10 protein-coding genes are annotated in these 13,561 nt (G+C 75.3%); 2 read left to right on the top strand and 8 right to left on the bottom strand.

Going from position 1 to position 13,561, the window contains the following annotated elements:
* Window positions 1-55 precede the first annotated feature (55 nt).
* The gene (locus C8054_RS03210) at window positions 56-622 is read right to left on the bottom strand and encodes a sigma-70 family RNA polymerase sigma factor (protein WP_233219469.1); all 567 of its coding nucleotides are present in this window, start codon (window positions 620-622) and stop codon (window positions 56-58) included.
* 481 nt (window positions 623-1,103) lie between these two features.
* Between C8054_RS03210 and C8054_RS03205 the strand changes: the two genes are divergently transcribed.
* Window positions 1,104-2,651 carry a ricin-type beta-trefoil lectin domain protein gene (locus C8054_RS03205; protein ID WP_233219468.1) on the top strand — a complete coding sequence of 516 codons (1,548 nt, stop codon included), beginning with the start codon at window positions 1,104-1,106 and terminating at the stop codon, window positions 2,649-2,651.
* Between the two features lie 71 nt (window positions 2,652-2,722).
* On the opposite strand, the gene C8054_RS03200 is transcribed toward C8054_RS03205, so the two are convergent.
* Entirely contained in the window at window positions 2,723-4,207 is a 1,485-nt protein-coding gene (locus C8054_RS03200) for a S8 family serine peptidase (RefSeq protein ID WP_107155156.1), read from the bottom strand.
* 197 nt (window positions 4,208-4,404) lie between these two features.
* On the opposite strand from C8054_RS03200, the gene C8054_RS03195 reads away from it, so the two are divergent.
* Window positions 4,405-6,408, top strand: coding sequence for a hypothetical protein (locus C8054_RS03195; RefSeq protein WP_107155155.1), 2,004 nt, complete (start codon window positions 4,405-4,407; stop codon window positions 6,406-6,408).
* On the opposite strand, the gene C8054_RS03190 is transcribed toward C8054_RS03195, so the two are convergent.
* The 6 genes from C8054_RS03190 to C8054_RS03165 form a co-directional block, all read right to left on the bottom strand.
* Entirely contained in the window at window positions 6,369-8,393 is a 2,025-nt protein-coding gene (locus C8054_RS03190) for a hypothetical protein (RefSeq protein ID WP_146179842.1), read from the bottom strand. The two genes, C8054_RS03195 and C8054_RS03190, sit on opposite strands and share 40 nt — an antisense overlap.
* Before the next feature lie 118 nt (window positions 8,394-8,511).
* A complete protein-coding gene (locus C8054_RS03185) occupies window positions 8,512-8,997 on the bottom strand; it encodes a hypothetical protein (protein ID WP_107155153.1) in 486 nt (161 codons plus the stop codon).
* Between the two features lie 70 nt (window positions 8,998-9,067).
* Window positions 9,068-10,012, bottom strand: a complete 945-nt coding sequence (locus C8054_RS03180; protein ID WP_107155152.1) for a hypothetical protein — start codon at window positions 10,010-10,012, stop codon at window positions 9,068-9,070.
* A 41-nt stretch (window positions 10,013-10,053) separates the two neighbouring features.
* Complete coding sequence (locus tag C8054_RS03175) at window positions 10,054-11,706, bottom strand: class I adenylate-forming enzyme family protein (protein WP_107155151.1); 1,653 nt, start codon at window positions 11,704-11,706, stop codon at window positions 10,054-10,056.
* A 109-nt stretch (window positions 11,707-11,815) separates the two neighbouring features.
* A complete protein-coding gene (locus tag C8054_RS03170; protein WP_107155150.1) occupies window positions 11,816-12,580 on the bottom strand; it encodes an ABC transporter permease in 765 nt (254 codons plus the stop codon).
* Between the two features lie 2 nt (window positions 12,581-12,582).
* Entirely contained in the window at window positions 12,583-13,560 is a 978-nt protein-coding gene (locus tag C8054_RS03165; RefSeq protein ID WP_107155149.1) for an ATP-binding cassette domain-containing protein, read from the bottom strand.
* Window position 13,561 lies beyond the last annotated feature (1 nt).

The raw sequence follows: 13,561 nt of genomic DNA, 5'->3' as shown, positions 1-13,561 counted from the left end.
ACCCGGGTCACCGCGTCGGTGCCGGGATCGGACGAGGAGCCGCTGGGACGTGACATCAGGCCGACTCGATCGGGCCGATCGCCGCGTGCAGCGCCCGCACCGCGTAGTACGTCCGGGACTTTACCGTACCCTCGGGTATCCCGAGCCGCTCCGCCGCCTCCGCGACCGAGGCGCCCTTGTAGTACATCTCGATCAGGACCGCCCGGTGCTCCGGCTTGATCTGCCGCAGCGCCAGACGGACGGTGTGGGCGGTGACCACCCGGTCCATCTCGTCGTCGGCCGAGGTGAGCCGGTTGAGGTCCGGCACGGCGACCTCGGGCGGCCGGGCCTGCCGGGCCCGGCCGGCGTCGACGGCCACGTGCCGGGCGACGGTGTAGAGCCAAGGGGCGATCCGGCGCGGCTCCTCGGCCAGCGTGTCGAGGTTGCGCCAGGCCCGCAGGAACGTCTCCTGCACGAGATCCTCGGCCAGTTCCTGCCGGCCGAGCACCAGGCGGGTGACGAAGCGCAGCAGCGGTTCGCGGTACTGCTGGTGGATCCACCGCATCAGGCTCTCGGGGGAACCCTGGCCGACGGCCTCGCCCGGAACTCCGGGCTCCACCGCCTCGTTGGGCACCGCCGACACAGAACGCCTCCCCCTGACGTGTCGGGCGTGCCCGCCCGGCCGGCCCGGCGCCACGGCACCGGACCCTTCTGAGGGAGAAGGATAACCGTACTCATCGGACGCCGTCGCCGGCCGGCGGACCGCGACCAGGGTGGCGGTGCTCACCGGACGCGCCCCGATCGACGGACGACGGCCCGGCGCGGGCCGGCCCCGCCCACGACGAGGCTGGTCAGCCCCGCGTCGGGCGAATGGTGGCGAGTCCACATCGAGCACTCCGATCGACGGTCCGGCGGTGTCCGGCGGCGGAAATCGGTCCGTCCGGCGCCGTCCACGTTGACGGCCCGGTGCGCCGGTCGGTTCAATGGCGGCCGGACTGGAATCGGAAAGATTCCGGTCGGGTGAACCGAGGACGTCGCGCATGCGTCACGCCTGGCGACGTCATCACCGGAAGGGAAGTCCCGTGACACCCGATCTTCCTGGCCTCCGATCCCGGCTCGCCCGGATGCCGCGTCGTGTCGTCGCCGCCATCGCGGCCGGCCTCGCGGTGCTGCTCATGGTGGTCGCCTCCGTGAGCTGGGGCATCGCCACGGCCCGCGACGACAAGCTGACCGGCCGCAAGGTCTCCAGTGAGCACCTGACCGCCATCCGGGCCGCCGCCCGCTCCTGCCCCACACTGACCCCGGCCCGCCTGGCCGGGCAGCTGATGACCGAGTCCGGCCTGGACGGACGCGTCGGCAAGACCACGTCGGGTGGTCGCGGCTTCGCCGGTCTGGACGACGACCGGTGGAAGTCCTGGGCACCGTGGCCGGGCGCGGACCGCACCGACACCGCCGCCAACATCCTGGCGCTGGCCCACCAGATGTGCGACCTCAGCGGGCAACTGCGCCTGGCCGCCGTTCCGGGCGACCCGTGGCGGCTGTCGCTGGCCGCGTTCCACACCGACCTCGACCGGGTACGCGAGGCGAAGGGCGTCCCGTCCGACGCGGTCACCTACGTCGACGACGTCAGCCGCTACGCGGCGTACTACGGCGAGCTGACCGCGTTCGGCGGCTCCGGCACCACCCGCCCGGACACCGAACGCCAGCAGCCGAAGGCGGTGCCGGCGACCTACGTCCGGCTCGTGGTGCGGGCCGGCTCGGTGTGCCCGGAGGTGCCGTCCGCGGCGGTGGCGGCCCAGCTCATGGCGGTGTCGGGTTTCGACCCGAACCTGCTCGGCGACGACGGCCGGCGGGGCATCGCCCAGTTCCTGCCCGAGGTGTGGCGGGCGCACGGGCCGGCGGGCGCCTCACCGTGGGACCCGCAGGTGGCCGTTCCCGCTGTCGGCGTCGCGCTCTGCGCGCTGCGTCGCGACCTCGCCGGCCTCGAGGGCGACCCGGGCCTGCTGGCGCTGGCCGCGTACCGGAACGGGCCGACCGCGGTGCGCCAGACCGGCGGTGAGCTGGACGACGCCACGCAGGCGTTCCTGCGCCGGGTGAAGGAGTTCACCGACTTCTACGCGCTCGACGGACGGCTCACGGCGGCGCCGGCCAGCCCGAGCCCCTCCCCGTCCGCCACGCCCCGGTCCCCCAGCCCGACGCCGACGGTCAGGCCGCCCGCGCCACGGCCCAGCGCGTCGCCGTCGACCCGCCCGCCGGCCGAGCCGGAGAAGCCGGCCCCGCCGAAGCGCCCGACCGGCGCGAAGCAGCTCGTCGGCAAGGAGACCGGGCTGTGCGCCAGCGGCGGCGCCGGGGACGGCATCCCGGTGGTCCTGCGGCCGTGCCGGGAGGAGCGACCGCAGTGGTGGACGTTCCAGTCCGACGGGAGCGTCCGCGCCAACGGGCTGTGCCTGGACGTGGCCTGGGGTGAGAAGCGGGACGGCGCTCCGGTGCAGAGCGCCCGGTGCAGCGGCAACCCGGCTCAGAAGTGGAAGTGGATCGAGTACCAGGGCAAACGGTCCCTGTTCAACCCGGAGACCGACCGCTGCCTGGACGTGGACGGGCACGGCACGGGTGCTCCGCTGAACGCGTGGACCTGCGTGTTCAACCCGAAGCAGACCTGGTCGCTGCGCTAGAGGTGTAAGGAGGGGCCCCTTCTTAACAGACGTCTGTTAAGAAGGGGCCCCTCCTTACACTGCGGGGGCGGTCAGCCGGCCCAGCGGCGGCGGCGCAGCCGGTAGACCAGGAAGCCGCCCGCGCCGAACAGCAGCGCGAACCCCAGCAGCACGGCGACCAGCGTGCCCCCGCCCCGGCCCGCCTGCGCGGCTGCCGGGGCCTGGGCGTCCACCGACGGGGCCACCGAGGCGGCCGGATTGATCATGCCGGAGCCGTAGCGCGGATCTCCCTCGGCGACCTGCCCGCCCACCGGTTCGGCGGTGGCGCGGATGCGCTCCTCCACCTGCGCGGCGCTGAGGTCGGGCTGGGCCGCCCGGATCAGGGCGGCCTCACCGGCCACGAACGCCACCGCGAACTCGGTGCCGGTGTTGCCGATCACCTTGCCGCCGCCGACACCGAGCGTCGCCACCTCGATGCCGGGCGCGACCACCTCGACCGAGCCGTCGACGTACTTCTCGGCGAGCTGCCCGCCCGCGCCGACGCCGCCGGTGAGCACCAACGACCCGCCGGATCCGCCGCGCGGCGACGGGAGCGTGGTGGGCTTGACCGGTGCTCCCGCCACGACCAGCACGTCGTGCTCCAGCGCGGTGGTCAGCGACGCCGCCACCGCCGGGTCGGCCAGGTCGACCCGGGAACCGAGCGCCACCACCGAGGCGCCGGTGCTGACCGCCACCTCGATGGCCGTCGCGGCGTCGGCCGGTCGGGCGTCGCCGGAGGACCGGACCATCCGCACCGGCACGATGGTGGCGTCCGGCGCCAACCCCACCGGACGGTTCTCGACGCTGTCGTCCGCGGCGATGATGCCCGCCATCGCCGTGCCGGAGCCGAGGCAGTCCTCGTCCCCGCGTCCATTGCCGACGGTGACGTCCGCGCCCACCGCGACCCGGCCGCTGAGCTGCTGGAGACCGGCGTCGACGCCGGTGTCGACGACCGCCACCTTGACGCCGTTGCCGCGGGTCAGGGTCCACGCGCTGTCCGCCGCCATGCGAAGCTGCGCCCACTCCGACCGGCCACTCGACGCGCTGGTGGCGGTGCACTTCGCGTCCCGGCCGGGGCCGGTGGGCGTACCGGAGGGCGTGGGGCTCGCGCCCGGTGACGGGCTGCCGTCCGGACGCGCGCCCGGCGACCGGGTCGGCGTGGGGCGGGCCGACGGCCGGCGGGCGGCCGGCAACTGTCCGTACTCGACGCCCTCGCCGGCGGCGTCCCACGGCAGCACCAGGTGCCACCCGGCCCGCAGCGTGCCCGGGTCGGTCAGCCGGGCACCGTCCGGCTGGACCCGACCGGTGTTGAGCTGGTAGATCTCGGCGGCCCGCGCGCCGCTGCCCAGGAACCGCCGGGCGATCTCGGTGAGATTCTCCGGCTGGCCCTGGTACTGCGCCGCGACCACGTAGTACTTCACGTACGGCTCGGTGTCCGGCCCGGACCTGGCGGCCGAGGGCCGTGGCACGGCCAGGATCGCGCAGCCGACCATCACCACCACGAGCAGTCTTGCAAGGATGGAGTGCTTCGCCAGCACCTCGGGTCCCCTTCCGTCACCGCGGCCCAGACCGATCGGCCGTCACCGTCTATTGCGGATCAGCGCCGACTTCGTTCAAATCAATCTGAACCAGATTTCCATGGCGTCCGTCATGGAGACCGCCGAGGGTACCGGCCCTCGATGTCGAACGGCTCCGGCCGACGACGGGACGACTGGGTGACGAAGGCGGGGCGGCGGTGACAGGGCTGGCACGGACCGCCCCCGTGGACGGCCGGGGGATCGACCGGATGCCGACCACCCGCCGCTTCGACCCGCGCCGGCACCGGCGGGTGCCCGGCCTGCTCGATCTGTGGCTGGTGTGCGGCCCGCGCGGGAAGCCGGCGCTGCCCACCGCCCCGGACCGCCCGCTGGACGCCCCCGCGCTGGCGGACCTGGTCCGGCGGACCGGGGACGCCGCCGACGACGTCCGGATCCTCACCGACGACGGCGCCCGCCACGCCGAGCTGTTCACCGAGGTGGCCGGCCTGCTCGGGCACGACGTGCTGGTCAGCCCGGACGGCGCGGACATCCGACAGGTGCTGCCCGGCCGGGTGCCCGACGCCGACGACGGACCGCTGCACGCGTTGCCGCTGGACCGCGTGACCCGGCAGCCGATGGACTGGCTGGTGCTGCAACCGCCGGACCTCGCCACCCCGCTGCCCGGCTGGTTCGCGGTGGAGGACGGTCTGGTCCGGCCCCGCACCGGCGTGGTCAACCTGCCGCTGCCCACCGGTGTGGCGTTGGCCACTCGGGCCGACTTCGTGGCCCGCCGGGCCACCGCCCACCGGCTCGGCGCCACCGCGACGGAACTGGTCACGGTCTCCGTCACGGCCCGCTCCGGCGGCTTCCTGATCGGCGACTACAGCGGCACCCAGCAGGTCCGCGACGCCGGGCACCTGGCCGCGCTCCTCGGTGAGCTGCCACTCTACGGCGCCGACCTGCGGCTCTGGCTCACCTGGCCGTCCGAGCCGGACGAGCAGGCGAAGCTCGCCGCCCAGGCCGCCGAGCTGGCCGAGACCACCGGCGCCACGGTCTGGACCCCGCCGCCGGGCGGACGCGCCGAACTCGTCGCCGACCATCGCCACCTGCGCGCGCTCGACGCGGCCGGCGGCGTCGCGCCGTGGCAGGCCCACCGCCCCCGGTACGCCGAGGGCCCGCCGGGCGTCGACGCGACAGCGGACGGTCTCCTGGTGCCGCGTCCGTCGCGGCAGCGCATCGTGGTGACCGACGCCGACGCCGACATCGATGGGGAGCAGGCGGTCGAGCCGCCCTCCGCCGACGTGCCCGACGACCACGACGTCAGCGTCCCGGAGTCCTCGTCCCGTCCCCCGCTGGCCGCCGAGCAGCGCCGCGCCGGCCGGTACGGGCCGCCCTGGCTGCGCCCCGGCCAGCAGGTCACGGTCGAGACGTTCGAGGCTTACGTGCCGGTCACCGGCGACCTGGAGCGGGCCGCCGCGGACGGCGTACCCAGCGCCGAGCTGTTCCTGGTCGGTTACCTGGACCCGCGGTCCGCACCGGACCGGGCCGACCTGCTGCGGGTACGGGTCGAGCCGGGCGGCGCGATCCCGGTGCAGGTGCTGCGCTCGCACGTCCCGGCTCGACTCCAGTACCTGCTCGGCGCCCCGGACACCTACCTGCTGCCGGCCGGCCGGCTGGACCGGGCGCGGGTACGGGGCGCGTTCCGGGCCACCGACGACGGCCGTCTGCGCCCCGTCGACGGGCTCGACGGCGGGGCGCTGCGCATCCGCCCCGCGCCGACGAACGCGTCGAGCGCCGGACTGCCGCACGACGTCAGCCGCTGGCCGGCGCACGGCACCCGGCGCGCGTACGCGCTGCTGCCGGCACACTCGCGCGGCCTGGCGCCGGGTTGGTTGCCGCTGTCCCGGCGGCGGCCGGCGGCCCGGGCCGGCCGGCTGCTCGTGGAGGTTCGGGTGCCGCGTGGCCGTACGCTCGACGTCGTCGCCACCGCCGACGCGCTGGCCGCACTGCCGCTGGCCCGGGGCCGCGCGGAGCGGCTGCGCCAGGCCGGCGTCGAGCTGATCCTCACCAGCCGCTCCTACGACCGGGTCCAGGTGGACCGCGTCCACCGGGCGCGGGACGGGGCGTGGGAGGCGGTGCCCGGCGTGGCGGCCGGCCCGCTGCCCGTGGTGGCGCGCGGCGTTCAGTCCGCGCCGACCGGCCCGGCGGCCACCTCGAACTGAAGCGACCAGCGGCCGGCCGGGACCGGCCCCAGCACCACCGGCACGCAGCGTCCGTCGGTGGCGGCGGCGAGGCCGCGCGCCCCGGCCGGGGACGGGCCCGCGGTGAACACCACCGACGGCGCCGGCAGGTCCTCCCCCGGTCGCGGCGGCTCGGGCAGGCCGGCCAGCCGGCGGTAGCCGTCCGGCGGCTCGGCGCCCAGCGCCTCCCCCACCACCGCGACGCCGACCCCGGCGGCCGACAGCCGTCCGGCGAGGGTCGCGGCGGCGCGGCCACACACCCCCGCCGGCCCGACCAGCGTGAACACGTCGGGCACCCGGGCCAGGTCCACGTGCAGCCGCCACGGTCCGCGACGGCCCAGCACCAGCGGCAGCACGGCCGGCGGGGCCGTCTCCCCCGGGCCCAACCAGGCGTACGGCGGCACGCCCCGCCCGGCCGCCACGCCGACCAGCCGCACCCGGGCCGGACCGACGTCGGTCTCCAGGTCGGCGGTGAGGTACGGCGCCTCGTCCGCGGCGGGCAGCGGCGGGCGCGGCACGTCCGGCGTCGTCCCGGTGGCAGCGGGAACGGTCCCGGTGCCGGCCGCAGGGCCGGCGGGGCCGGTCCCGGTCGTGGTGTCGGTGGAGCCGGTCCCGGTCGCGGTGTCGCTGCCGATGTGGCCGCTCCCGGCCCCGGTCGCAGTGTCGGTGGGGCTGGTCCCGGTCGTGGTGTCGGTGCCGGTGGGGCCGGTCGTGGTGTCGGTGCCGGTGGGGCCGGTCGTGGTGTCGGTGCCGGTCGCGTTCTCCGGCGACGCGACGGGCCGGAGGGCCGGGGACGCCGTCGAGGGCGCCGGACGCGGCTTCGACGCGTCGGCCACGCCCACGACCGGCCCTCGGGGTGTGCCCGGCGGGGTGGACCCGGCGGCGGGCGGGCCGGCCGGCGGCGGGGCCGGTGACGGCGCGGGTCGGGAGTGGACGGCGTCGGCCTTCGTCGCGTTCCGCGCCGGCGACGCCGACGAGTTCGTCGTGGTGCTCCCCGAGCGGACGGCCGGCGGGTCCGGCGCGACCGCCGGGGACGATCCGGGCGGGTCGCCGACGGGCCGGCGGACCGCCCTCGCGGCGTGGTCCGCTGCCTGGCCCGCTGCCGCCGGCGCCGACCCGGTCGCGACGCGGTCACCGGCCGTCGACGTGACGCCGTCACCGGGCGCGGGCGTGACGCGGTCACCGGGCGCGGGCGTGACGCCGTCACCGGGCGCGGGCGTGACGCCGTCACCGGGCGCGGGCGTGACGCGGTCACCGGGCGCGGGCGTGGCGCGGTCACCGGGCGCGGGCGTGTGGTGCCGCTCGGGCGGCCACGGCCCGTCGTCACCGGCCAGGGACACGCCACCAGCGGCGCGACGCGGGCGCAGCAGCACGATCGCCACCGCCGCGAGCAGCACCGACAGCACGCCCGCGCCGACGCGGATCACCATCGGGTCGACCCCGCCGCCCGAGGCCCGGCCTCCTCCCGGCGGCGGGGCGGCCACCTCCGTGGCGACCGGGGGACGCGTCGCCGCCTTCGTGGTGGCGGGCGCCCGGGTCGACGGCGGTACGCGACTCGGCGGAGCCGTGGTGCGGGCGGGCGTGGACGGGGTGGGGGCCGGCGACCGGGTCACCGGCGGGGCGGACCGGGCCCGGGTCCGGGGCAGCGGACCGATGCGTACCCCCTGGCCCTTGGCGTCCCGGGGCAGCACGAGCACCCAGCCCGGGTTCAGCACCAGCCCGTCGGTGAACGTCTCCCCGTCCGGCTGGGCGCGACCGGTGTTCAGGTCGACGATCTCCCGGTAGCGGTTGCCGTTGCCGAGCGTGCGCAACGCGATGGCGTACAGGTATTCCCGCTGTCCGTCGACCGGCGGACCGACCACGTAGTACCGGCCGGTCTCCGCCGGCGCGGCGTGCGCCGGGCCGGTCGGCACCAGCCAGATCCCGACCAGCACCAGCACCGCCAGCACGGCCCACCGCATCCGCACGCGTCGCCCTCCCTCTCCTGTGCCACCGCCACCCTGCCGTCGGGCTCACTACGGACCGGACCGCCGGCGGTTCAACGGTGATCGTGGTGGGATCACAAAGCGGGCCGGCGGAACGGTGTCACGGGGAGGTCGAGAAGATGCCCATCAGCGCGAGCCCTCCGCAGCAGAGCGGCACGACGACGGCCAGCGCGGCCAGCGCGATGCTGTAGTTCGACCACAGGCCGAACCGCGTCACGTCGGTGCCGTGGGCGTCGTGGACCCGGTTGCGCCAACCGCCGAACCGGAACGACAGGTGATGCGCGGCCCCCGGCTGGGCCAGCACCAACGTGGTGATGATCGGGATGCCCATGAAGTCGGTGTAACGGACGTCGCGCGGACCGGCCGGGACCGCGACGTGCCAGGTTCCCTCACCGGGGATCGGCACCGACCGCCCGTCCACCTTGAAGCGGCTGGTCGTCGGCGCGGGCACCAGGTAGGGCCCCCGGTTCACCGAGACGACGAGCACCGCGAAGCCCGGCGGCGGCGCGATCGGATGAGGGTAGGCGACCAGGGGCGTGACCGCGCCGGGCATCGGCGGGTACGGCTGGGAGGGGAGGTAGGACACGGCTGACGATTCTGGCACGGCGGCGCACCCCCGCGCCCGCGCGCCCACCTCCCGGCCACCGGTGGTCCGGTCAGCGCAGCTCGACGACCGGGCGGGTGAGGACCTGGTCGGCGTAGCCGTCGCCGGAGGCGAGCCAGCGGCCGAAGTCGGCATCCCGGTAGGCGGTCGCCAGGGTGAGCCAGCCCAGGAAGAACCCGCTGCCACCGCAGATGGTGCCGCCGCCGTCGCCGCCGCACACCACGGCCCGCTCGGTCGTCGCCTCGTGCCGGTAGGGATCCTGCCCGATCGCCAGGCCCCACCGGTTCTCCTCCCGGTGCGGGCCGGCGCGGTGACCGAGGGGGTAACCGTCGGTAGGGTGGTCGTCGCCCCAACGGAACAGCGTCGTCGCGCCGGCCCCGCACGCCCACTCCCACTCGTCCGGGGTGGTGGTCCGCAGGTCCAGACGCGCGAGCACGGCCATCGCCTCGTCGTACGACACCTGTCGGACCAGCCGGGCCCGCGTCACCCGCCCGGCCCGGTCGAACTCGACGTGCAGCCCGCCGTCCGGCCCGAACCGCCGCATCTCGCCGATGCCGGGCTGCGCCGACGCGGCCACCTCGCGCACCCGCGGATCGTCCGGCGCCAACGGCATGCCGCAGGGGTCGAACGCGTCCACCGCCACCAGCATCGCCGGCATCTCCACCACCCGCTCCGGCGACGTCATCGCGTCGACGAACTCGGGCACGGGCGGCAGGCCGTACTCGTCGGCGCTCTCCGCGTAGTCGGCCGCCTGGGCGGCGTCCGGCCGGAACCGTGAGCCGTCGTACCCGAGTGTCGGTCGCCCGCCCGGGACGAGCGCGAACCGCGTGCCGTCCCGGGCGAACCGGGCCTGCCGGTGCGACCACCCGGCACCGGCCCGGACCGTCAAGCCCTGCAGCGTCAGGCCGTGCCGATCGGCGATTCCCGCCGCGACCCGGCGCGCGGTGTCGTCGGACATGGCGTTCCACTCGGCGGACGTCAGGGCGGCGTAGGGCACGGCACGAGGATAGGGCCCGTACGCCGTCCGCGCGGCCCGGCTCACCCCGCGGGGGACGCTCCGGCGTCGGCCAGCAGCCGCTGGCGCATCAGGAACTTGCGGACCTTGCCGGTCGGGCCCATCACCACGCCCTCGTCGGGCACGGTCACCACCCGGCGCAGCGTCGCGGCCACCGCCGGGCCCAACGCGGCCCGGACCCGGTCGGTGCGGTCCAGCGCCGGGTCGGCGTCGTCGGTGAGCAGGAGCAGCACCTCGGTGACGGTGGCGCCGTCGTCCCCGGCGGCGGCGATGACGGTGCAGTCCCGCACGTCCGGGCAGTGCGCGAGGATGCGTTCCTCGGACAACGCGGTGTAGAGCCAGGTCCCGCCGCCCAGGTCGACCGCGTCGCTGGCCCGGTCGACGTGGTGGTAGTCGCCCCGCGCGTCGCGGTACATCAGGTCCCCGGTCAGGTAGTAACCGTTCAGCCGGGTCCGGTACGTGGTGACCGAGTCGTTCCAGTAGCCGATGGCCAACGTCGGCGACTTCAGCCCGACGTGCCCGACCTGCCCGTCCGGCACCTCCTCGCCGGTGGCCACGTCGAGCAGCGCGATCTCGGCGAACGGGTACGGCTTGCCGACGCAGCGGTCGTAGCGGTCACTGCCGGGCCGGTGGGTGATCCGGAACGCGCCGTGCCCCATCTCGGTGGAGCCGAGCATGTCGACGAACTTCGAGCCGGGCACGTCGACCGGCCCGTCGGGGGTCCAGGTGGGATGGCTGCCGACCGCGACCAGCCGGCGGACGTGCGACTCGTGGGCGCAGTCACCGGTGTTGAACCAGTTGCGCACCGAGCTGAGATCGCGGGTGGTCAGGTCGACGCGGGCCAGCTCGGACCAGGTCACGGCGAAGCCGAACACACCGGTCGGGCGCCACCGCTCGATGGCGTCGAGGACGGTCTCGGCGCTGCGCGCGAACGGGCCGCCCTGCGCCGACAGGCAGAGCAACTGGTAGCCGTTGCAGAGCGCCTGGTTGAGCGTGATGATGCCGGCGGCGTGCGCGGCCGGCAGCGCGGACATCTCCCGCACCTCGCCGTGCGGCCGGGACTCGGTGAGCCGTACGGCGCGGATCGCGGCGAACAGGCCGTGGTGCGAGTGGACGATCGCGGCCGGTACCCGGGTGGTGCCGGAGGAGTGGGTGATGACGACCGGGTCCTCGGGATGGTGCCGGTGGTGCGCGGGTGCCTGCGCCGGGTCGCCGGTGCCGGTCTCGGCGGCGTCGCCGAGCACCGGTACGCCGAGGTCGTGCCCGCGCAGCGCGTCGTGGTCGGCGTCGACGAGCACGCCGACGCCGCGCAGCCGCCGGACGAACTCGGCCGCCAACTCGATCGGCATGTTGCCGTTCATCAGCGCCGGGATCGCCCCGAGCCGGGTGAGGGCCAGGAAGTTGAGGAACACGTCCGGCGCGGAGGTGACGTAGACCGCGACCGGGTCGCGCCGGCCGATGCCGCGCCCGGCGAACCAGGCCGCCCGGGCGGCGACCCGCTCGGTCAGGGTGGCCAGCGACAGCGGCGTCCAGGCGCGGATGCCGTCGACGTCGACGTCGAACGTCACCCGGGGCGTCCGCATGTCGGCGCCGTGCTCGGCCAGCCGGAGCAGCACGTTGCCCGCGCCGAGTTCCTGGTCAGCCGCCAGGGTCGCCCGGAAGTTGTCGGCACCCAAACGAGTCGCCTCCCCACGTGACACGCTCACCGAAAGCGCCCCCGCCGCGCCAGGACACGATCAGGCTAGAGCGCCGGACACGGCGAGACAATGGTCGATGTACCGGCGGTCAGGAGACCTCGCGGTTGAACAGGTGCGACGACCAGAACAGGCTGGCGGCGGCCAGCCCGGTCATGATGAGCGCGCCCTGCCAGACCACGGTCTGCAGGATCTGGCCGGCGAACAGCGCCCGCATGCCGTCGGTGGCCCAGGCGAACGGGTTCCAGAGCGCCGCCCGCTGGATCCACATCGGGGCGAGCACGAGCGGGATGAGCACGCCGGCCAGCAGGGAGATCGGCTGGCCCACGGTGTTCACCAGCACGCCGAGGCTGTTCTCGTTGCGGACCAGCAACGCGATGTCGTACGAGATGGACGTGCTCAACAGCACCATCACGGCCAGCAGCGCGTACGAGACGAGCAGGTTGGCCAGGTGCACGCGCAGCCCGAACGGCAGCGCCACGAGCGTGATCACGACCGCCTGCACCACGTTGAGGCACACGTGCATCAGGGCGCGGCCCAGCAGCAGGGCGGTCCGGCTCACCGGGGTCACCCGGCAGCGTTCGATGATGCCGGCGCGCAGCGCGCTGAGCAGACCGTAGCCGGCGAACAGGCCACCGAAGAGGCCCATCGCCACGAACAGGCCCGGGACGTAGATGCGGTAGGCGTCCGCGTACGTGGAGGCGCCGCGGTCGACCATCACCACCTTGAGGAACGGCGCGAACAGGACGAGGTAGGTGATCGGCTGGGCCAGGCTGAACGCGACCATCACCGGGTTGCGCACCATCAGGCCGGCCTCCTGCTGGAAGATCAGCCAGGTGTCACGGACGACTCGCACTGTCACTCCTCCAGCGAACGGCCGGTCTTGGCCAGGAACACGTCGTCGAGGCTGGGCCGGCGGGTCTCGATCGCGCCCGGCTCGATGCCCCGGTCGTAGAGCGCCCGCATGATCTGCGGGATGGCCGTGGCGGCGCTGTCGACGTAGAGCCGCAGGGCGCCGTCGACCGGTTCGGACCCGCGGACGTAGGGCGCCTCGGCGAGCACCTTCGTCGCGGCCGGCAGGCCGCCGCCGGCCGGGTCGGCGAGGTCGGCGGCGGCGAAGTCGATCGCGACCACGTCACCGGAGATCTCCCGTTTGAGCGCCGACGGCGTGCCCTCGGCCACGATCCGGCCGGCGTCGATGATGGAGACCCGGTCGCACAGGCTGTCCGCCTCGTCCAGGTAGTGCGTGGTGAGGAAGATCGTCATGCCGTCCTCGCGCAGCCGCCGCACCTCCTGCCACATCCGGGCCCGGCTGGGCGGGTCGAGGCCCGCGGTGGGCTCGTCCAGGAACATCACCTGCGGCGAGTGGATGACCCCGAGCGCGACGTCGAGCCGCCGGCGCTGCCCACCGGAGTAGGTCCGGATCCTGCGGTCGGCGAAGTCGTCGAGCTGGAACGCGCGGATCGCCGCCGCCGCCAGCTCCTGCGCCACGCCCTTCGATCGGCCGTGCATCCGCGCCTGGAGGATCAGGTCCCGGCGGGCGGTGGAGTCGTCGTAGGTGCCGCTGGCCTGCGCCACGAACCCGATCCGGTGGCGTACCTGGGCCGGCGAGCGCAGCAGGTCGACGCCCGCGATCGTCGCCGCGCCCCCGCTGGGGCGCAGCAGCGTGGCCAGCATCCGCAGGGTGGTGGACTTGCCCGCGCCGTTCGGGCCGAGAAAGCCGACGATCTCGCCCCGCCGGACCGCGAAGTCGACGCCGCGGACCGCCTCGACCGTGCCGGCGCCGCGACCGCGCCCCACCCGGAAGGACTTGCGTAGGCCGGTGGCCTCGATCATC

Origin of the sequence: Micromonospora sp. RP3T (assembly GCF_003027925.1) — a bacterium.
Classification (GTDB): Bacteria; Actinomycetota; Actinomycetes; order Mycobacteriales; family Micromonosporaceae; genus Micromonospora.
The sequence above is the reverse complement of the archived record's forward strand: the minus strand, read 5'-3'. Positions and strand labels throughout refer to the sequence as shown.

What these genes read in the sequence shown, in the direction of transcription:
- C8054_RS03205 (WP_233219468.1), top strand. Translation starts at nt 1,104, where the DNA reads ATGCCGCGTCGTGTCGTCGCCGCCATCGCGGCCGGCCTCGCGGTGCTG.
- C8054_RS03165 (WP_107155149.1), bottom strand. Translation starts at nt 13,560, where the DNA reads ATGATCGAGGCCACCGGCCTACGCAAGTCCTTCCGGGTGGGGCGCGGT.